Source organism: Peribacillus sp. NPDC096448 (genome assembly GCF_044762675.1).
Lineage (GTDB): Bacteria > Bacillota > Bacilli > Bacillales > DSM-1321 > Peribacillus > Peribacillus frigoritolerans_B.
This window is the reverse complement of record NZ_JBIWEU010000014.1, coordinates 36,503-58,463: the sequence shown is the minus strand read 5'-3', so window position 1 is coordinate 58,463 and position 21,961 is coordinate 36,503. Positions and strand designations below refer to the sequence as shown.

At 38.4% G+C, this 21,961-nt stretch carries 18 protein-coding genes; 10 read left to right on the top strand and 8 right to left on the bottom strand.

From position 1 onward, the window contains the following. Positions 1–206: 206 nt before the first annotated feature. The 4 genes from ACIQ0C_RS21280 to ACIQ0C_RS21265 form a co-directional block, all read right to left on the bottom strand. A complete protein-coding gene (locus ACIQ0C_RS21280) occupies positions 207–878 on the bottom strand; it encodes a GNAT family N-acetyltransferase (RefSeq protein ID WP_403063708.1) in 672 nt (223 codons plus the stop codon). Further along, positions 847–1,575 (bottom strand): GNAT family N-acetyltransferase, encoded by a 729-nt coding sequence (locus ACIQ0C_RS21275; protein ID WP_403063705.1) that lies wholly within the window; start codon positions 1,573–1,575, stop codon positions 847–849. Before ACIQ0C_RS21275 ends, ACIQ0C_RS21280 begins: the two co-directional genes overlap by 32 nt. Positions 1,576–1,587: 12 nt before the next feature. Continuing rightward, positions 1,588–2,472, bottom strand: a complete 885-nt coding sequence (locus ACIQ0C_RS21270; protein WP_202186457.1) for a carbon-nitrogen hydrolase family protein — start codon at positions 2,470–2,472, stop codon at positions 1,588–1,590. Positions 2,473–2,923: 451 nt separating this feature from the next. After that, positions 2,924–3,268, bottom strand: coding sequence for a winged helix-turn-helix transcriptional regulator (locus ACIQ0C_RS21265; RefSeq protein WP_403063702.1), 345 nt, complete (start codon positions 3,266–3,268; stop codon positions 2,924–2,926). Between the two features lie 393 nt (positions 3,269–3,661). Here ACIQ0C_RS21265 and glpX point away from each other — a divergent pair, with 393 nt between their 5' ends. From glpX to ACIQ0C_RS21225, 8 genes are all read left to right on the top strand, one after another. Beyond that, on the top strand, positions 3,662–4,642 hold the full coding sequence (gene glpX, locus ACIQ0C_RS21260) for a class II fructose-bisphosphatase (protein WP_403063699.1): 981 nt from the start codon (positions 3,662–3,664) through the stop codon (positions 4,640–4,642). 106 nt (positions 4,643–4,748) lie between these two features. Continuing rightward, positions 4,749–5,642, top strand: coding sequence for a class II fructose-1,6-bisphosphate aldolase (gene fba, locus ACIQ0C_RS21255; RefSeq protein ID WP_403063696.1), 894 nt, complete (start codon positions 4,749–4,751; stop codon positions 5,640–5,642). A gap of 22 nt (positions 5,643–5,664) precedes the next feature. Beyond that, a complete protein-coding gene (tkt, locus tag ACIQ0C_RS21250; protein ID WP_403063693.1) occupies positions 5,665–7,668 on the top strand; it encodes a transketolase in 2,004 nt (667 codons plus the stop codon). Positions 7,669–8,073: 405 nt separating this feature from the next. Next, complete coding sequence (locus tag ACIQ0C_RS21245; protein ID WP_048883430.1) at positions 8,074–8,301, top strand: aspartyl-phosphate phosphatase Spo0E family protein; 228 nt, start codon at positions 8,074–8,076, stop codon at positions 8,299–8,301. 223 nt (positions 8,302–8,524) lie between these two features. Next, positions 8,525–9,499, top strand: coding sequence for a 6-phosphofructokinase (gene pfkA / locus ACIQ0C_RS21240; RefSeq protein WP_403063689.1), 975 nt, complete (start codon positions 8,525–8,527; stop codon positions 9,497–9,499). Between the two features lie 149 nt (positions 9,500–9,648). Further along, positions 9,649–10,089, top strand: coding sequence for a ribose 5-phosphate isomerase B (gene rpiB / locus ACIQ0C_RS21235; protein ID WP_403063686.1), 441 nt, complete (start codon positions 9,649–9,651; stop codon positions 10,087–10,089). Positions 10,090–10,238: 149 nt separating this feature from the next. Continuing rightward, entirely contained in the window at positions 10,239–10,907 is a 669-nt protein-coding gene (rpe, locus tag ACIQ0C_RS21230) for a ribulose-phosphate 3-epimerase (RefSeq protein WP_403063683.1), read from the top strand. 297 nt (positions 10,908–11,204) lie between these two features. Then, complete coding sequence (locus ACIQ0C_RS21225) at positions 11,205–12,731, top strand: glycine betaine uptake BCCT transporter (RefSeq protein ID WP_403063680.1); 1,527 nt, start codon at positions 11,205–11,207, stop codon at positions 12,729–12,731. Positions 12,732–14,228: 1,497 nt separating this feature from the next. Here ACIQ0C_RS21225 and ACIQ0C_RS21220 read toward each other — a convergent pair. The 4 genes from ACIQ0C_RS21220 to cudC all read right to left on the bottom strand — a co-directional run bounded on the left by ACIQ0C_RS21220 (position 14,229) and on the right by cudC (position 18,909). After that, positions 14,229–15,407 carry an NAD(P)/FAD-dependent oxidoreductase gene (locus ACIQ0C_RS21220; protein ID WP_403063677.1) on the bottom strand — a complete coding sequence of 393 codons (1,179 nt, stop codon included), beginning with the start codon at positions 15,405–15,407 and terminating at the stop codon, positions 14,229–14,231. 37 nt (positions 15,408–15,444) lie between these two features. Then, entirely contained in the window at positions 15,445–15,912 is a 468-nt protein-coding gene (locus ACIQ0C_RS21215; RefSeq protein WP_403063674.1) for a helical membrane plugin domain-containing protein, read from the bottom strand. Between the two features lie 56 nt (positions 15,913–15,968). After that, positions 15,969–17,672: a high affinity choline transporter 1 gene (locus ACIQ0C_RS21210; protein ID WP_403063819.1), complete on the bottom strand. Its 1,704-nt coding sequence runs from the start codon at positions 17,670–17,672 to the stop codon at positions 15,969–15,971. A 661-nt stretch (positions 17,673–18,333) separates the two neighbouring features. Beyond that, a complete protein-coding gene (cudC, locus tag ACIQ0C_RS21205; RefSeq protein ID WP_403063671.1) occupies positions 18,334–18,909 on the bottom strand; it encodes a choline uptake/conversion transcriptional regulator CudC in 576 nt (191 codons plus the stop codon). Between the two features lie 200 nt (positions 18,910–19,109). Here cudC and betB point away from each other — a divergent pair, with 200 nt between their 5' ends. After that, a complete protein-coding gene (gene betB / locus ACIQ0C_RS21200; protein WP_403063816.1) occupies positions 19,110–20,603 on the top strand; it encodes a betaine-aldehyde dehydrogenase in 1,494 nt (497 codons plus the stop codon). Between the two features lie 53 nt (positions 20,604–20,656). Further along, complete coding sequence (gene gbsB, locus ACIQ0C_RS21195) at positions 20,657–21,895, top strand: choline dehydrogenase (RefSeq protein ID WP_403063668.1); 1,239 nt, start codon at positions 20,657–20,659, stop codon at positions 21,893–21,895. Positions 21,896–21,961: the final 66 nt, after the last annotated feature.

The following is a 21,961-nucleotide window of genomic DNA, read 5'->3' as shown; positions in this document are numbered from 1 at the left end:
TTGATCCAACCACTAACTCGTGGAACTTGGGTCAACCTTCGAATTGTTCCAATATATGAACGCGTTTTCATATTTACGCCGAAGCTTTTGGATGTTTCAAAGACCTTTAAAGGTTATATTTCACTTTAGGTGTGAGAGGAGTGAATCCAATGGTGGGTTTCCAGTTTCTTTGGGGATATAATTATCACTTGGATATATCCTTTATTCTAAATGGGTAATAGTGTTGCCTTATCGTTTGCTCCTAAGTTCTCAATCATTGCATGCCAGGATTTCGGTTTGTTAGATAAGACAGAGTAATAACGTTTTAAAAATTTTACAATCAGCTCTGTTTGTACTTCATTGACTCTAGCTTCCATTGGAAGAAAACAAAGATCGAGTCCTGTTACAGCCTCTCCATCATTGTTCCAAGAAGGGTGGACATAAGGGAAATCAAGACGCTTGTAACCAAGATGAGACAATACTTCACGGCGGACATATGGATTCATAGGCTTAACCCCGCCAAATTCATAGTGTTCTACTCGATATGGATCGTAAATTTCAGCAAACATCCCATATAAACGATTGCCATTAATCGAGGCCAAGTAAATTAAATCTTCTAATCTCTTATTGGCTAAAAATGGACCGATGCCAAGTCCAGCCTGACCAATGATCGTAAAATCTGTCATCGCAACATTAAAATCCTCATAATAACGGTACTCCGTAGCACCTATTACTTTCCTATTGTGAACGGCAACAAAAACACGGATTCCTGGGTCTTCCAAAGGTTCTTTCCAAAGATCGAATTCTAATACTTCTTCTGGGGGGAATACGTCTTGCATTAATTGATGCAATTGCTTAAATAGTGGATCATCTATATTTGTAATTCTGATATATTCCATTTTTATTATAGTCTCCTTTTTGTTTTGACCTTGATGGGCAAAAAGGGTTTTTCCACTCCATCAGTGTTCCGTAATTATGTGATTCTTCATCTTCTAAATAGTTTGCCACTACTTGAACGGGGGTACGACCACAGCGAAGCAGGAAGGTGATGACTGGATCTTTCAGTTCGCCTTTTACGACAGATTCAAGGTATTGTTCCGGCGTCAGCTCACTCTCTTTTTTATGATATCCAGGCATTCTTCCTCCTCCCAGTAATCGTTCCAATCCTTTATGAACTACAACTTCATACATCGAGAACATCAGCCATTTTCCTAATCCTAATTTTCGATAGGAGGGACTTACGCCAATATCCACGACATAGAGCGTACTACCTTTTGGGTTATGGTTACGAATGTACCCATTGTCCGTGATTTCCTCCCATGTATGTTCCGGATGCTTGGGATCAAAGTCAACCAACAATCCAGTCATTGAACCCGCAATTTCACCATTTATTTCAATGCATAAGGCTCCTTCGGGGAACATGGTAACATGATTATGCAATTGTTCCGTATTCCACCACAATTCAGACGGGAATGGTGGTGGAAAACTTTCCTGTTGAACACGTATTAAGCCGGGAAAGTCTTTTTCTTCATAATTTCGAATCACGGCAGGGACAGATTGATTATCATCGAAGACAAAAAGCTCTTTTCGATACAAAATGATCCCCCCTTATATTTGTGAAGTGAGTTCTTTATTTGTTTCCCAATCTGGATAAAGGTCTGTACGACGATCCCGCCATGTCGTGACGGAACCACTTTCACGAACCTGGTATAACAGCTCTAAATTCAAATCAGCGGTTACAATCATATCTTGGTTAATTTCTCCCTCTACTTGAATCCCATTTGGAGGAAATGGAATATCGTTTGGTGTAATGACGGCAGCTTGCCCAAAATTCGCTCGCATAAAGTCAATCGTAGGAAGGGAACCGACTGTTCCGGTGGTTACGACATAGACCTGATTTTCTACTGTCCTCGCATGGCTTGTGTAACGGACACGATGAAATCCATGACGGTCATCAGTACAAGAAGGACAGAAAATTATATCCGCACCCTTGGCCTTCGCCATCCGAACGATTTCTGGAAATTCGATGTCATAGCAAGTCAACATGGCAATTGTGCCTTTGTCAGTCTTGAACACCTCTAGATTTTCTCCAGGAGTCAGCTTCCAGTCATTCACTTCCGTTGGAGTGATATGAAGTTTTGACTGTTCTGCGACCTTACCATCTGGATAGAATAAGTGAGCGACGTTGTACAATCGATCCCCTTTACGAATGACATGGGTTCCCCCAATAATATGCATCTTTGTTTGCATCGCCAAATTTATAAATAAAGACCGATATCGTTCTGTAAAATCGGGTAGATCTTGAATGGTCAAAGGTTGTCCCTGTTTATTGCCAATGGACATTAATTGAGTGGTGAAGAATTCCGGGAACAAGACAAAGTCTGATCCAAATTCTTCAGCTGTTTTAATATAATGTTCCACTTGTTTTGAAAATTCCTCAAAAGAACTTATAGTATGGAGATGGTATTGCACTGCTGAAACCCTAAGTTTCATAGTCTCATCCTTTCTTATCAATGCTCTATAAAGATTTCACTGCATCATGTTTTATTGATTATGGTTATTGTTATTATTAGACACATAATAAATTTTAACAAGTACACACTTTTATGTTATATAGTGAAAAAAAGTATACCGTAAAGATATAAACTAAAAGAAAAATCACAAAGAAAGGAATTTATTGAGGTCCCGTTAAAGGGGAATAGTGGTCAGATTTCCACCTGGGTGAAAAAAACTAGCTCCTTCATCTGATTGAGTATGCTACCGAGCTAGTTGTTGAGGCATTTTATGGTTATCTATGATCTGATGATTAACTTTGACAATCTTTGAGGAAACAGCAACCGTTTTTAGACATTAAAGGTAGCTGCAATATCCTCGAATTCGATTTAGATCAAACGCCAAATCTCTTAATTGAGGTAGCTTGTATACTATTGGTTCATTCGTCTCTTTATTTATTAGTTTTCAAGACCACGTCCATGTAGTTCTTCCCCCACTCATACATAGATTCTAGAATAGGAATCAGAGTTTCCCCATGTTCGGTCAGTGAGTATTCAACTTTTGGTGGTACAACAGGATAGACTTCACGGTGAACAATTAGGTCATCTTCCAGCTCCCGTAGTTGATTAACTAGCATTCTTTGGTTAATCCCCGGCATGAGAGACTTCAGTTCGTTAAACCGTTGGGTACCCTCTTTGCCTAGATGCCATAAAATAAGCATTTTCCACTTCCCACCTATAACTGCAAGTGACAATTCCTTTTCACAGCTAAACTCCTTATCACGAATGACCCTCATTGCTTCGCCCCCATGTAAAAGTATACTTTTTAATACTATATGTTTGTAAAGTGCTTACTTACGTACCAATAATTTGCGCATTATACTAGAACAAATATAAAAGATAATATGGCTTGGTAGAATTACAGTATACTTTTGATACTATATATTAAAAAGATACGTACTTATTATTTAATATTATACAATTTAATTATTTCTGTACAGATGAAAATGTGTACAAAGTAAAATAGATTGTATAAAACAATTAGTATACTTTTTATTACTATGTATTAAAAAAGTGCATACTTACAAATCTATATTATACGAATTATAATTGTTTCTATACAGGTGAAAAAAACGTGGACAAAAAATAGTTTGGCTTGTATAGGTGTAAAGAACACAGGAGGTGATCTAATGAGTGAATTAAAAACCAAAGTCGTTAGTAAAGAGCCTGTTCTGTCGTTAGCAATGGATTTTCTCGCTGTAGCACAGCAAGCAGCCATTGCGTCCTATCCTTGGATAGGAAAAGGAAGAAAAAATGAAGCGGATGGGGCTGGAACGAAAGCTATGCGTGATCGAATGAACCTCATTGATATGACTGGCGTTATTGTTATTGGGGAAGGGGAACTGGACGAAGCTCCCATGCTTTATATTGATGAGGAGCTAGGAACTGGAAATGGGCCTCAAGTAGATATTGCGGTTGATCCTGTTGAAGGAACTACTTTAATGTCAAAAGGACAGGGTGATTCAATAACAGTCATTGCTGTTTCCTCCAGAGGTAGTTTACTGCATGCACCGGATATGTATATGAAAAAGATAGCTGTAGGTCCAAAAGCAAAAGGCCATATCAATATAGACGCATCTTTAACAGATAATATGATTTCCGTTGCTAAAGCTTTAGGAAAAGACATAAAAGAATTAACGGTAATGATACAGGATCGACCACGTCATGATCATTTGATCAAACAAGTATTCGATGTGGGGGCAAAAGTCAAGTTGTTTTCTGATGGTGATGTTACAGGAGCAATCGGTACTGCACTTGAAGAAATAGACGTTGATATATTAGTAGGAACTGGCGGTGCCCCAGAAGGAGTAATTGCTGCGACTGCATTGAAGTGTTTGGGAGGAGATTTCCAAGGGAAACTTGCCCCTCAAAACCAAGAAGAATTTAATCGCTGTATTAAGATGGGATTATCAAATCCTGAAATAGTATTAACAATAGATGATATTGTAAAATCTGATGATTGCTTCTTTGTAGCAACCGGAATTACGGATGGAATGCTTATGAAGGGTATTCGAAAAACTGAAGATGGGTCAATACTAACTCATTCTTTCCTTACAGTTGGAGGAATGGATGGAAAAATTCAATTCATAGAAGCGTATCATCGATATTAAAACTAACAAAATGATGTTTTCTGTCAATTGATTGTCTAAATAGATAATCAATTGAAGCCCTCTATAAGGGCATTTATATAAAAAAGGAAAAGGAGAGATGGACAATATGCCATTAGTTTCAATGAAAGAAATGTTAATTCAAGCAAAAGAAAATAAGTATGCTGTAGGACAGTTTAACATCAATAATCTCGAGTTTACTCAGGCCATTTTACAAGCAGCGCAAGAAGAGAATTCTCCTGTTATCCTCGGGGTATCAGAAGGTGCTGCCCGTTACATGGGTGGATTTAAGTTGATTGTCACGATGGTTAAAGAATTAATGGATGAATATAAAGTGACAGTACCAGTTGCCATTCATCTTGATCATGGTTCAAGCCTTGAGAAATGTGTACAAGCCATACATGCTGGATTTACATCCGTTATGATAGATGGTTCCCATCATCCATTAAAAGAAAATATTGAATTAACAAAACGAGTAGTTGAAGTGGCACATGCTGTTGGTGTATCTGTTGAAGCGGAGCTTGGTCGTATTGGCGGACAAGAAGATGACATTATCGCTGATATCGAATCTGCATATTATGCGATTCCTTCTGAATGTGATCAATTAGTTCGTGAAACAGGAGTAGACTGCTTTGCCCCTGCGTTAGGTTCTGTACACGGTCCATATAAAGGGGAACCAAACCTTGGATTTGATCGGATGAAGGAAGTTATGGAATTAACAGGTGTCCCACTCGTTCTTCACGGTGGTACAGGTATTCCAACAAAGGATATTCAAAAAGCCATTATGTTTGGTTCGGCGAAAATTAACGTCAATACTGAGAGCCAAATTTCTGCTACCAAAGCCGTTCGCGAAGTATTAGCAGCGAAGCCAAATGAATACGATCCTCGTAAATTTCTTGCACCAGCGCGTGAAGCAATTAAAAATACAGTCAAAGGTAAAATGCGCGAATTTGGTTCTTCAGGTAGAGCTCAGGTAGAGCAAAAAGAAAAGAGTTTAACTTAATTTATGTGAAAGGGGAAAAATCATGATTGAAGAAAAAGTAAAGGTTGATCAGCTAGCCATTAATACGATTAGAACCCTATCAATCGATGCGATTGAAAAGGTGAATTCAGGTCATCCAGGAATGCCAATGGGCGCTGCTCCAATGGCATACGTACTCTGGTCTAAGTTTATGAACTATAATCCAAGCAATCCGAATTGGTTTAACCGTGACCGTTTTACGTTATCTGCAGGTCATGGATCCATGCTATTATACAGCTTATTGCATTTAACCGGTTATGACCTATCATTGGATGACTTAAAAAACTTCCGTCAATGGGGAAGTAAAACACCTGGGCATCCCGAATTCGGCCATACACCTGGAGTTGATGCCACTACTGGTCCATTAGGTCAAGGGATTGCTATGGCAGTTGGGATGGCAATGGCTGAAAGGCACTTAGCTTCTACGTACAATCGTGATGATTTAAATGTAATTGATCATTACACATACAGCATTTGTGGTGATGGTGATCTAATGGAAGGTGTATCTGCAGAGGCAGCTTCACTTGCAGGCCACCTTAAACTGGGCCGTTTGATTGTACTGTATGATTCAAACGATATTTCTCTTGATGGTGATCTTCATATGTCATTTAGTGAAAGTGCTGCTGATCGTTTTAAAGCATACGGCTGGCAGGTACTTCGTGTTGAGGACGGCAATGATCTCCATGCAGTCGCGGAAGCTTTAGCTAAAGCAAAGACAAACGAAGATCAACCTACATTAATTGAAGTCAAAACCACAATTGGATATGGTTCCCCGAATAAAGGGGGTAAATCTGCTTCGCACGGTGCGCCACTTGGAAAAGACGAAATAAAACTTGTCAAAGAACATTACAACTGGAACTATGAAGAAGATTTTTATATTCCAGAAGAAGTAAAAGCACATTTTACAGAACTAAAAGAAGCATCAGAGCAGAAGGAACAGTCTTGGAATAAGTTGTTCGCCCAATATGAGAAAACATATCCAGTACTTGCAAAGGAATTAATGCAATCAATCAATGGTGAGCTTCCAGAAGGATGGGGTGATGGTGTTCCTCAATATCGTGTGGGTGAAGATAAACTTGCGACCCGTTCTTCCAGCGGTGAAGTATTAAATGCCCTTGCGAAAAACGTTCCACAGTTATTTGGGGGTTCAGCTGATTTATCTTCTTCAAATAAGACGATGTTAAAAGGGGAAGGAGACTTTAGCCGTTCAAATTATGGCGGACGTAACATTTGGTTTGGGGTTCGTGAATTTGGAATGGGTGCTGCTGTAAACGGAATGGCCTTACACGGTGGTGTGAAAGTATTTGGAGCAACATTCTTTGTATTCTCTGATTATTTACGTCCGGCAATTCGTCTTTCAGCATTAATGAAACTACCTGTAATTTATGTCTTTACACATGATAGCGTTGCTGTGGGTGAGGATGGACCAACACATGAACCAATTGAACAATTGTCCTCATTACGTGCAATGCCTGGTCTTTCTACCATTCGTCCGGCTGATGGCAATGAGACAGCGGCAGCTTGGAAGTTGGCGTTAGAGAGTAAAGACGAACCAACAGTTCTAGTCCTTACACGTCAAGATTTACCAACACTTGTAACTCCTGAAAAAGGATATGAGGGTGTTAAAAAAGGTGCATATGTGATCTCTGAAGCAAAAAATGATCTTGATGGTTTGTTATTAGCTTCTGGTTCTGAAGTTCCCCTTGCTGTTGACGCACAAAAGGCACTTGAAAAAGAAGGTATTTTTGTTTCGGTTGTTAGTATGCCAAGCTGGGATCGTTTTGAAAAACAAACGGATGAATACAAAGAAAGTGTATTGCCTAAAAAAGTAAAAACACGTCTAGGTATTGAGATGGGGGCTTCGTTAGGTTGGAGTAAATATGTTGGTGATAACGGTCACGTCCTCACCATTGATCAATTTGGAGCCTCAGCCCCAGGAGAGAAAATAATTGAGGAATACGGCTTTACAGTTGAAAATGTCATTTCTCAATTGAAAAAACTACTCTAAATTTTACCTTGTTTAACTTAGAAATGATCGATTTTTTCAGTTGTAAAATAGAAACAATGTTGTTCCCTGATTATTATCGAATAAATAGTGGGGCTTAAAAACATTTACTAGAAACATAGCTTCCTTTTTTATTGGAAACATAGGGGGTTAAGTAACTAATCTCAACGGTCTATTTTATGAATGGACACCTTTTGATTACGGGCAGACTGCACCAGTTGGTGAGCCTGCCCTTTTTCTAACATATAAATTGAATCACTTCTATAAATAGAACTATTCATTCAAATCATTCAAATAGATTTAGTCTTTATATCATGTAAATCTCTGAAAGACATTAAATAAGCAGCACATTCAAAAAGACTATGTTTATTTCCAACGAAGTAGCAATTGTCTGTGGAGGAGAAAAAGATGACGATTGAAATATTAAAATCAAAATTACTTGTTAATATAGACGCTAAGCGTGAAGAAATGATTGAAAGTGCTATGGCAGGAGATTATATGGATGAAAAAACGATAACCTGTAGTCAAGAATTAGATCAGCTTTTATATAAATATCAGCAAATTTTGTTTGAAGAGAAAAGGAATAGGGATATTTCCTTTCTTGAATTAATGAAGGCTATTAAAAAAGTTTCATAAATTATTATTTATAGTGGTGAACAAACAAACAAACAAACAAACACACATTTGTTTCGTCAGTATTTATTTAAGTCTTTGAAGACATCCTCTTATTTTTTTGTTTTTAAACCCGTTGATCTACAAGGGAATAAAATGATGAATTTTATTATGTAATAGCAGGGTAGGACTGTAGATTCATATAGTGACTTGTATACAAGGTGTGAAAAATATGGAGGAAACATTAATGAATAAGATCGCAGTATTAACTAGTGGCGGGGATGCACCAGGAATGAATACCGCTATTCGTGCGGTAGTTCGAAGAGGGATTTTTAAGGGACTGGATGTCTTTGGTGTGCAAAATGGCTACAAAGGTTTAATGGATGGGGATTTTGTTTCAATGAACCTTGGAAGTGTTCGTGATATTATTCACCGGGGAGGAACCATCTTACAAAGTACACGCTGTTCTGAGTTTAAGAAAGCTGAAGGACAGCAAAAGGCTCTGGCGCAATTAAAAAAAGAGGGCATTGGTGGTTTAATCGTGATCGGCGGAAATGGCTCTTTTGAAGGTGCGAGAAAATTAACTGTAGAAGGATTTCCAACCATTGGTATACCAGGAACAATTGACAATGACATTGCAGGGACAGATTATACGATTGGATTTGATACCGCTGTGAACACAGCTGTGGAAGCTATTGATAAAATTCGTGATACGGCAGCCTCACATGAGCGTACCTATGTCATCGAGGTAATGGGCCGTGATGCAGGTGATATTGCTCTATGGGCAGGAATGTGTGCAGGGGCAGAATCGATTATTATCCCTGAAGCTGACCATGATGTGGAAGATGTAATTAACCGTATAAAGCAAGGATACCAGCGTGGGAAAACACACAGCATTATTGTGGTCGCTGAAGGGGCATTTAATGGGAGTGTAGGAAAAGGGATAGAAATCGGTAGAGTGATTAGAGAAAAAACAGGATTTGACACAAAGGTAACTATCCTTGGGCATCTTCAACGTGGGGGTTCTCCTAGCGCTTACGATCGTATGATGAGCAGTCAGATGGGAGCAAAAGCCGTCGATTTACTGGTTGAAGGTGAAAAGGGTGTGATGGTGGGTTTGAAAAATGGTAAACTGATTCATTCATCTTTTGGGGAAGCAGCGAAAGATAAGCATACCATTGATTTGTCCATCTATCATTTAGCAAGAAGTCTTTCTATATAAAAGGGATGATTTGTTTATATTGAATACAGAAAAGATATGATTGAAAATCAGGAAAAAGTAAGAATTGCTTATGAAATGCTCTAGAGGGATATGTGGGAGCTGCAATCTTAATTACAAGAAGGAATCCCAATAAGGTAGGAGGAGAAAAAATGAAAGTAGCAATTGCATCTGATCATGGTGGTGTGAATATTCGGAGAGAAATAATATCCTTGATGGAAGAGCTGAATATTGAGTATATAGACTTAGGGTGTGAATCTAGATCCTCTGTTGATTATCCAGATTACGCGATTCCAGTAGCGAATAAGGTAGCAAGCGGTGAGGTAGAACGTGGTATTCTAATTTGTGGTACAGGCATTGGAATGAGTATTGCAGCCAACAAGGTAAATGGTATACGCTGTGCGCTTGTGCACGATTTGTATAGTGCTAGGGTAACAAGAGAGCATAATGATTCTAATATATTAGCAATGGGAGAGCGTGTCATTCGCCCGGATTTAGCTCGGAATATTGTAAAAACATGGTTAACAACCTCCTTTGAAGCTGGTAGGCACGAGAGGCGTGTCAATAAAATAGCATCGTATGAATCATTATAAATAAATTAAGCACAGGGAAATTTTACTGGGTCTTATTTTAGGAGAAGTAGAAAATGAATAATCAGTATATTCAAAAAATCCATTACAGCTACTCTTTCTATTAGGTTGAATTTTTCTATACACATAAAAGAAAGTAGAGGTATTAAATTATGATTAAGATTGCACCTTCCATTCTATCAGCTAACTTTGCACGGCTTGGACAAGAAATAAAAGATGTTGAACGGGGCGGAGCCGATTACATCCATGTAGATGTGATGGATGGACATTTTGTGCCAAATATTACAATTGGTCCATTAATTGTCGAAGCAATTAGACCAGTCACAAACTTACCTTTAGATGTACATTTAATGATAGAAAATCCAGATCAATATATTGGGGCGTTCGCCAAAGCAGGTGCCGATTTATTATCGGTTCATGTTGAAGCATGTCATCATTTGCACAGAACCATTCAACAGATTAAATCTGAAGGCATAAAAGCGGGAGTGGTATTAAATCCTTATACTCCAGTTTCAATAATCCAGCATGTGATAGAAGATGTTGACCTTGTATTGTTTATGACAGTTAATCCAGGCTTTGGTGGACAATCTTTCATTCATTCTGTCCTTCCAAAAATAAAACAAATTGCTGCATTTGTGGAAGAGAGAAATTTGCAAGTTGAAATTGAAGTCGATGGTGGAGTAAATCCTGAAACGGCAAAACTCTGTATCGAAGCAGGAGCAAATGTCCTTGTTGCAGGTTCAGCCATATATAATCAAAAGGATAGAAGTCAGGCAATTGCAAATATTAGAAATGAAAATCAAGTGTTAAATAGACGTTAAAAGTGAACGTGAATAATTTAGACCCAAAGGATTCAATAATTTTGAAAAATTGCAAGGACCCATCCCTGATTGGTATATGTTGTTTATTTTATCTCATGGATGGGTCCGTAGCTTTCTACCAATCATTTTTGTAGACTGTAAAGCTAAAATCAAAAATAATGTGGTGGTAGAAATCTATATCCTAATAATCGGTTTAAACTACAAAACAGGCCTCTGTAGGGATCCAATAACGTTTACGGATGAAGCGCACCCAGAATACTCAGTAACCACTTTTATCAAGTAAAGGAGGAAGCTATTATGAGTAAAAAGAGGAAAAACGAAAATATCGTTTTTAATGTTTCAGTCCTTCTAACAGCCGCGTTCATTATTTGGGGGATCTTTTTTACAAAGAGCCTCTCAATGATTACCACTACCTTTTTTAATGGTACCATTGACTACTTCGGGTGGATTTATCTTGGTTCAGCCCTCTTTTTTGTTCTATTTTCTGTTTATTTATTATTCTCTAAATACGGTCATATTAGGTTGGGAAAGGAAACTGACAAACCGGAATTTAAGACAGGATCTTGGTTGGCTATGCTTTTTGGTGCAGGTACTGGAGTAGGAATTATCTATTGGAGTGTTGCAGAACCTGTATTTCATTATACGAGTCCACCTACTGGAAAAGGACATACAGAAGCAGCTGCTAATTTAGCGATGGAGTATACATTTTTTCATTGGGGTTTCCATCCCTGGGCTATTTACACGGTCATTGGTTTGGCCCTTGCCTTTTTCCAATTCAACAAAGGATTGCCAGCATCAGTAAGTTCCGCTTTTTATCCTCTTTTAAAGGAAAAAATTCATGGTCCGATTGGTAAAACCATTGATATCCTTGCAGTCTTTGCAACCATCTTCGGTATTGCTACCTCTCTCGGTTTGGGTGCCAAGCAAATTTCAGGTGGACTTAATGCCTTATTTGGAATCCCAAATACTCTTCTGATTCAAATCATCGTTATTGCTGTTGCAACCATTCTATTCTTAATCTCTTTATCCACTGGATTAAAAAGGGGCATTCAATATTTATCCAACACGGCCATGATCCTATCGTTTTTGATCATGTTCTTAGTTTTAGTACTGGGCCCTACTTCTATGATTTTTAAAGTGTTTTTTAATACAATGGGTAGTTATGTAAGTGATTTCGTTGATATGAGTTTAAACTTAGAGCCCTTTGGTGACAGTAAGTGGATTGGGAGTTGGACGTTATTCTATTGGGCATGGTGGATTGCATGGGCACCTTTTGTAGGGATGTTTATTGCCAGAATTTCTAAAGGAAGGACGATAAAGGAGTTTGTCATTGGCGTATTATTCGTTCCTTCACTTGGTACGTTTGCTTGGCTCTCCATCTTTGGAGGATCAGTTCTCAATATGATCCATAACTTAGGTCAAAAGGAATTAGCCACACAAATTACTTCAAATGTTGATTTATCCGTTTTCAGTTTTTTTGATTATCTTCCGGTAAGTACTTTATTAAGTATCGTAGGTTTTGCAGTCATGATGATTTATTATATAACAGTAGCAGATACATCCACTTTTGTGTTGGGTATGCTAAGCGAAAGAGGGAATTTAAACCCTTCAAATAAAATTAAAATTACGTGGGGGGTCATTCAGTCAATGGTTGCCGCTGTATTACTTTTGGCTGGTGGTTTGCAGGTACTACAAACTGCCTCCATCGCAGCTGCATTCCCCTTTGCGATTATTATGGTTATCATGTGTTGGTCTTTATTCAAGGCTTTAAAGGAAGAGGTCAAAGAAGAATATACACCAATCCAAAAAGAAAAAATTTCTTAAGCAGCAATTCCTTTGACAATTAAAGATGCGATTGTTGAAATAAGTCATATCGAACAGTGCTGATTCCTATGACTTATTTACGAGAAGAGTAAGGATTCTTAAAGGGACTTTCACTCTTTTGATTTATCCAATAAACTAAAATAAAGAGCTAAAATTCGTAAAACGGGGCAACATTTGATAAAACGTAGCTTACTATTAATGTTCTTCATTTCTTACTGAGGTTTTCTTCATCTGGATCTCTAAATAGTTGACTGGGATTTAGGCTGCAAAGTTGTAATAGGTTGCACTCTATTTAGCAATAGAATGAAGGGAGTTTAAAGTAACCTATAAAGTAACCTATATAATAGAAGAAACTCGTCAAAAGAAGGCCTTTGCTCAATTGGAGCAAAGGCCTTTTACAATAGGGGGAATACTTTATAAGTATTGCCAGCTATACAAATTTATATACATTTAGTTTCAAATAATAATAGTGTTGAATTTTACGATGAATGATTAACAAATACACATTTTAATATGGCGTTGGATTTCAAAATAAGACATTCAAAACGTGAAACAACTATTCTGGGTTGTTCGTACATTTCTTTCTAATTTCTATATATAAAGTTACTTTAGGCACACCAGTGAGTTTCACATGTCTTTCACACTTAATCTATTCGTATTTTTACTATTATATAATAGTAGAAACTCGTGTTAAAGAAGCTTTACTCAACAGAAATAAACACAAAATGTCCGTAAGTACCCGCACTAGCCCCCTAACTTTCTATCTTAAATATCCTTAGAAAACAATATGCAACATACAAGATTTAAAATAAATAACTTTTTTTACCTATTAGGTATTGCTAATGTAAACGCTTTCATTTATACTAAAAGTGGGTTGGATGGCATGAGTGGCCGTCATAGTATTTGGCGTAGGTGGGGCCGATACAGGGAATAGGGCAATAAAAATGTCCTTTTTAAAGCTACGTTTATTAAATTTTTTCTAATGCTGTTTATCCTTACATAGAATTTATAATCTTCTTTCCTAATTAATAGGAAAAAACACATCTAAAAAATCCATCTACCTCTGAAAAGAGATAGATGGATTTTTTAGTATAAGGATATATTTTATAACATTGCTAGTTTGACAGATAGATGGTCATGTTCTTCTAAAGAAAATTGGATGAAACAACTAGGAACTAGAGAATGACATTATCCACTCGATTCTTCGAACTTGTGATAAAAGTTGATCTATAAAACGATAATAATTATTATTAAATATTTAATATTATTTTAAAATAGGCATGACTAACTAAATATTAAAAATTTTCACCCGGGTTATGTTTTAGAGTTTTCCTGTCTTGTAATAAAAGAGATTGTTTTCACTACAAGTCTTAAATTTGCATATTGAGTTTATCATTCAAGAAATAAGGCTTGAATTTGTATCAAGAGTATCATTAATTTTTTTCAAGCAACTTAGTTGATGGGTAAACATAGCTTCGAATAAGATCATTTTCTCTATTAATACGCTAAACTGAATAGTCCATTAATCTGGGACAGATAACGAATGTTACTAGATTCCTTCATTAATGATGCGGGCAAGCCTCTCAATTGGGTTTTATTTTCCCCAATCGTGCCGATTGCGTCTTTACGCCCCAGACTGCCCAATGTTCCGGAAAAGACAGGACTAAACTCTTCCATCACACCGCCTGTAATGTAAGCGAACAAATTATAGCCAACTGTTTCGCCCATTTGCCAAGCTAACTGAGCAGTTGGTGGGTAAGGACGTCCCTCAGGTCCCATAACAACAGCGCTGTCGCCGGAAAGAAACACGTTTTGATGAGATGTAGACTGAAGATATTCATTTACGAGCGCACGTCCGCGATTTACTTCTATTCCCGAATTAGCAACTACAGAATTACCTTGAACGCCACCTGTCCAGACCATCGTCTTCGTTTCAATCGTTCTTCCATTTTTTAGCGCTACAGTGAACTGTTCCATCTTTGTAACCGGTGTCCCTGTTACAAACTCTACACCACGTGCTGCTAGACTAGTTTGTGCACGTTCCACTAATTCATCTGGGAATCCTGGCAAAATAGTCGGTGCGGCCTCGACACAAAGTAAGGAAATATCTTGAGAGTTTACACCGTATTGTCGGCATAATTGTGGCATTAAATCAGCAAACTCACCAATCAATTCAATCCCAGTTAGTCCGCCACCTCCTACTACAATCGTTGCATATTCCTTACTATGGGTTTTGCTATATGTGCGAATACAGGATTCTACATGGTCACGTAAACGATTGGCATCTTCTACTGACTTTAGAATAAAGCTGTGCTCTTGAAGGCCCGGAATACCAAAGTAAGCCGTTTCGCTACCTAACGCAATCACTAGCAAGTCATATGTCAGTTTCGTTCCATCTGTAAGAAAAACTTGATGATCGTCCGGGGATATCTCTTGAACACTACCAATCTTTAAATCAATGTTTTTACCACGCAGCATTTTTTCTAGCGGCAATGCTACTGCTTTTTCAGACAAATTCCTTGCAGCCAGACGGTGTAATTCCGTAATAATTTGGTGGGTTGGAAAGCGATTGACAAGTGTAATGGAGGCCTCATCAGTGCCTAAATGTTGTCGTGCTGTCAAGGCACTTAGCAAACCACCATAACCTCCACCCAAAATTAAAATATTTTTACCCATGATTTTCCTCCGTTCATTGCTTTATCCTCAGAAATTTTTACTTTTTCTCCTGTTTTTCTGATGTTAAATCTAAGTAAGCCTGTATAAATCGAAACACTTTTTGTATTTGGGGATCTTTTAACATTCGCAATAAACCAAACACACTGATAGTAGTTCCCTGATTTGCCTGGGCCCAATCATTTGCTTCTATAGCTATTGCTGCACACTCCTTTATCTTTCCTTCTAGCGGTTTTACGAATTCTTGCATACCACCTACTAAATCATTAATGAGTACGCGATCTGTCATTATAGATTGCGCTACATCATATGATTTGGTCAGATATGGAACCATTTCTGCCAATTTCGGTAAATTCTCCACAAGGACAGTCAAAGACTCCTGTACTTCCGGTTTTAACAATTGATTAAGCACGTCTATTTGCGCTTGGTTTACTGCTGAAGATGTGAATTGATTCTCAATAGAAGAAGCTTTCATTGTAGTTGCTTGTTGATTAATTGCTTGTGACATAGATAGAATCTCCTTTACCATTTTAGTAAGAGGTGGCAAAACGTCACCTTTATTAACTACATATTATCTAACGGGCTTTGTACTTCCTTTTTTTCATGTAAGTTTCTCAGTGGTAGTGGAGGACATTTATGACGTGTTAAATAAGAAACGACGAGAATCGTAATCAAGCCCGCAAGCATGGCAGCGGTACGGAAGGGGAAATATACTGTCCCGTCCTCAATCAAAGGGTATGGAATGACAGGAGGTAACCCCAGTAACGGTTCTCCACCACCGACTCGTAATAATAAGGCGACAATAAATCCCGAGAGTGCTCCGTACCAGTTCGCCCATTTGTAGTACAGGGCACAGGTAAGTTGAGGGAACAAGATACAGTAGACCAGGTCACTCGATAAGTACCATAACGCATAGACACTTTTAGCGTTTAAGGCAATCAATGTTGCACCAATACCAATCAAGATGATACTGCGTTTAATAATCTGTTGCAGTTGACGAGGGTTAGCTTTTGGTTTTACAAGCGGGCGATAAACATTCCAAGCTGCCATGCCTGATGCCGACAAGAGTGATGCGGCAACTGCTGATAAAACTGCTGCAGCCAATCCACCAAGAGCAATGGCACCAACAAGGCTAGGTGTCATATATTTAAATACATAGGTTAGGATCATTGAAGAGTTTTCAGGAGCTGTAGTCCCAAGTGATGCCCAATCAGCATTAAAACCTGCAATTCCGATTAATGCGGGTGGAATCGCACAGAAGAAGCATAGAATTCCAGCCCAAATCGATAACCACATCGCCACATTTTCGCTTTTTGCTGATAGCACGCGTTGGAAATAAATTTGCCAAGGAATTCCTCCGAACACCAATAAAAGTGTGTAATCCCACCAATACCAGAAAGAATTTCCCCAGTTAGGATCATTCCATCCAGTCAGAGGAGGAAAAAGATTCATCATTCCTTGCATGTTGTCGGCGTAATTATCAAAAGCCACTTGAAAGCCTCCAACATTGGAAAAGGCAAATGGTAAGACTATTATCAATCCGAAGAACATAATAGAAAGCTGTAGAACATCAGTGTGAGCGATTGCCCAAAGACCACCGACTACGGTATAGGCAATTGCTACAATCGCTGAAATAATAATTGAAACAGTGAAGCTTAAACCGAGAATAACGCTGAATGTCGTCCCAAGAGCGGTTAACATCGCGGCGCTCCAGAACAATTCACCAAGAAGAGAAGGGAAGTAGAGAAGTCCAGTCATCTTATATCCGAAACGAGATTCAAGAGGATCCAGCATGGTCATAAATTCCATACGCCGCATTTTTCTTGCGAAAAAAATCCCTCCAATAATCAAGCTTAGCCCATATGCCCATGGCCCTTGTGTCCACACAATTCCTGAAGCATGAATCGTTTCAGCTGTACCGGCAATGTAACCTCCGCCAACCCAGGTTGCTGTCATCGTAAACATGGATAACCAAAGGGGCATCGACCTTCCTGCAACAAGCATATCATCTGTTTTCCCTCGCCTTTTCTCGACTGCCATCGCCCCGATGTAATAGAAAATGCAATATAAAGCTAGCATAATCAGTAGGCCGGGCCAATAAATACTTTTCTTGATGATAAGAGAATAAATGATTGTAAAGCTGGTAAAACCCATAAAACCAGCAATCGTTGTTTTTAAAGGAGTCCAAAATTTTCGCTTTTGACTTTCTGGAAGATCAATAGTTATCTGCTCCTGGTCTTGTCTGGCCTGATTTCCGTTCAAATGCATCCCTGCTTTCTTGAAATTAGGTATAGTGCCTAATAGTGCAAGCGCTTTCATATCATTACTTTTCAGTATGTTTTTGAAAGGATAGGAGAAAATGTGAGACCTTGATATTAAAATAAGACGGTCTTGATTCAAGAACCATCTTATTTAGGGGGTGAACGTGTATACTGCAAACTGTTACTTCGTTCGACCCTATGTTTTAATTTCTTTTTAATAGTATCAACTAATATCACAAAAACTGTTTTCCCACCAAATTATTTTGAGAGTAATAATTTGCAGGAAGGTTCGACTAATAAACAGTTCTATGAATCAAACTACTAAACTATTTTTTTAGGATTAAAAAATAAAGGTTGCCTCTTTATGGTGTGGAAGCTTTTTTGTCTATTGGAGTAGATTCTATAGGGGTAAGGTTTTACCTACTTGAGGTTTTTTGTTTAGTTGCTCTTTCATTTTCTTCCTAATGAACATGGGGCTTTTATGCTTCACATTCAAAGGAGAAATAGAATCCATTCTTCTATAGATAGTAGGTGGTTTTGGTAGTTGTTCTCGGTGATTTTAGCATTTTTTTACCGACCAAGCATTACTGGATAGTAACACTAAAGATCGGTAAAGATTAGATGTTTTACCTCATCGTTGTTTTCTTCTATTTTGAGTAGAGAACCTATTAATCACATTCAATTTCTTCAATCATTTTAAACAATTCTTTCGATCGAAATGCATGGACTAATTTTTTTAACCACAAGTAATATTGGGTTGAATCTTGAAGTTGTTGAAGATCTTTTCGTGCTTTTTGTTGTATAGCATCGGGGACATCGGGGTTTTCCAATAGAGAATTTAATTTTTCAGTTGCTTTTTCAATGGCTTGCATATTGACAGAGAGTTCCCGATCCCATTTTTTACAAAAAAATGAAAGGAACGATACAAAAAAATCTTTCTCTGCTTTGTATAAATCCTTTCGTTCCCCTTTTCGCCAAACCTTTTGGACCATTTCTATATCAACAAGAGAATGGATTCCTGTACTCATGCTTGGTTTGCTCATTCCTAAACTATTGCTCATCTGATTTAATGTCATCGGTTCTTCACTAAAATATAGAACTCCGTAAAGCCTTCCAATGGAATGTGTTACCCCATATAGGTCCATCGTTTCTGCTATAGCATCAATCACAAGTGATTCCGCTTCTTCAAGAATTTCTATGTGATCCTTCTGTTCTTCCATATAGACACACGCCCTCTCTACCATATTATATCACCTCCTTATTTCATCAAAATAATACATAAAATATAAATTTAATATAAACAGAGAAAGATTGAATGTCAATGTAAAAATAATCTGAATATTTCGTATTGACTGAAAATATTTTATGTACTATACTTTCGGTATATTAAGAACGTTAAAAATTTTTTTAACGAATTCCAATTTTTGGGGGTGTTGATTTGGCAATGAAACGAATGTACATCAATGGTAAATGGGTTGAGGCTAAGAGTAGTGAAAAAAGGGAGATTATCAATCCTTTTAATCAAGAAGTCATTGAAACGGTTCCGCGGGGGAGCCGGGAAGATACTAAAGATGCAATTCAAGCAGCAAGAAGTGCTTTTGATGAAGGGGTATGGGGTAGCCTCACGGCGGCGGAAAGAGGTGATCTTCTATATCAAGTTGCTCAAAAAATAAAAGAGTATAAACAAGAGTTGGCAGAGTTGGAGTCACTGAATACAGGGAAAACGTTGACAGAAAGTCTTGCAGATATGGATGGGATTGCAGGTGTATTTCAATATTATGCCGGGCTTGCTGATAAAGACGGCGGTCTGATGATCGAATCACCTAATCCAAACTCGGTCAGTCGAGTGGTACGTGAACCGGTTGGGGTTTGTGGATTGATTGCACCTTGGAATTACCCATTGCTTCAGGCTTCATGGAAACTAGCTCCAGCATTGGCTGCTGGAAATACAGTTGTGTTAAAACCAGCAGAAATTACACCTCTTACATCGATTAAAATGTGCGAGATTTTTGAAGAAGTAGGCTTTCCAAAAGGTGTTGTGAATCTTGTATTGGGTCCAGGCTCAACAGTCGGTTCGGAGTTGGCTGAAAACCCTCTCGTCGACCTTATTTCATTTACAGGTGGAGGAGAAGCGGGTCGACACATTATGAAAGCAGCGAGCGGTAACTTTAAAAAGATTTCGATGGAACTTGGAGGGAAAAATCCCAACATTGTGTTTGCCGATGCAGATTTTGATACGGCTGTTGACTATGCACTTAATGCTGTGTTCTTTCATGCTGGACAAGTGTGTTCTGCTGGCACCCGCTTGTTAGTTGAAAAGAAAATTCATGACCGCTTTGTAGAAGCGATTGTAGAACGGACAAGGAAAATAAATATTGGAAGCGGTTTCAATGAGACGACTGAAATGGGTCCTGTTATCTCAGCCGAGCATTTAGAATCGATAGAACAGTATATTCAACTTGGAATCCAAGAAGGAGCTACACTTGCCGTCGGTGGGAAACGCCCGACAGCACCTGAATTACAAAAGGGATATTTTATCGAACCCACGATTTTTACAAACTGTCATACGAAAATGCGGATCGTGCAAGAAGAGTCCTTTGGCCCTGTCATTACAGTGGAGACTTTTGAAACAGAAGAAGAAGCTGTTCGACTAGCTAATGATAGTTTGTATGGATTAGCTGGCGCGGTTTGGACAAATGATATGAATTGTGCTGAACGGATTGTCAAAAAACTACGTATGGGAACTGTTTGGATTAACGATTTTCATCCATACTTTCCGCAAGCGCCATGGGGTGGCTATAAACAATCCGGTATTGGCCGCGAATTGAGCCATGTGGGCCTTGAAGAATATACAGAAATTAAACATATATATATGAATACAAATCCTGAACCTATGCACTGGTTTAAAGAAGAAAATGCAAAAGTCGAATTAGTTTAAATAAGAAGATTACTATACTTAATTTTATAAAAATAGATGAAGGAGTGATCTAGATGTTTATGAGATTTGAGAGAATGGGAAGATTAAAAAGCTTTGAAGTTCCAACCGTTTTAAAACACGGGATAGGTGCAGCCAAACATACAGGTGAAGAGGTCAAGAATCTTGGCGTCAGCAAAGTTCTGCTTGTTACGGATCCCGGTGTTAAAAAAGTAGGATTAATAGATCCAGTTGTTAAAAGTTTAAAAGAGGCACAAATAGAAGTTGTTATTTTTGACCAAGTTGAACCGAACCCTTCTGTTCATGTTGTGGAAAAAGGAACATCTATTTATAAATCATTATCTTGTGATGGGCTTGTTGCTGTCGGTGGAGGGAGTTCCATGGATACAGCAAAAGCGATTGGTGTGGAGGTCGTTCACGGTGAGCCTGTATTAAACTATGAAGCAGCTGAAGGTAAAAAACCGCTTGAAAAACGGATCCCGCCATTAACGACAATTCCAACAACAGCGGGTACAGGAAGTGAGGTAACTCAGTGGGCGGTTATTACTGATCCTGTTCGTGAATTTAAATTTAATACGGGCGGTCCATTAATCGCTGCACATTTAACAATCATTGACCCTGAACTACATGTCTCAATGCCAGCCCATATTACTGCCGGGACTGGTGTTGATGCCCTTTCACATGCAATCGAGTGTTATACATGTCACTATTCCCAACCTATAACTGATGCAGTCGCGTTGCTTGCAATCGAATACGTAGCCAAATATTTACGCCGTGCTGTTTCAAATGGAAAAGACATTGAGGCTCGTTATGGAATGGCACAAGCAGCCATGCTTGCAGGCTTATCATACGGCAGTGAGTCTGCCGGTGCTGCACATGCAATGGCACAAACTCTTGGAGGCATTCATCCTGTTGCTCACGGACCTTGTGTTGCAGCCATGCTTGGACCAGTAATGGAGTATAATTGGATGGGAGAGCCAGAGAAATTTGCTCGTATTGCTCAGGCTATGGGTGTGAATATTCATGGTATGAGTTTGGAAGAAGCAGCAAAAGCCGCAGTTACAGCAGTATATCAACTTGTTGAAGACGTTGAAATTCCAACACTTGCGGAACAAGGTGTACCTGTTGAAAATATTGAGCGCTTAGCCAAGGAAGCATTTAATGATCCGCAAACGGTAGGTAATCCACGAGATATTAATGTAAAAGGATATGAATGGATATACCGTCGTTGCTTTAATTTGGAAAAACCTACATTAGAAACTAAAACTACTAAAATTCCAGTAGAAATCGGTTAAATTAAAAAAAGAGGAGTGCGGCGTATATTTGCCATATTCCTCTTTTTATGACCATTGTGGCGAGCG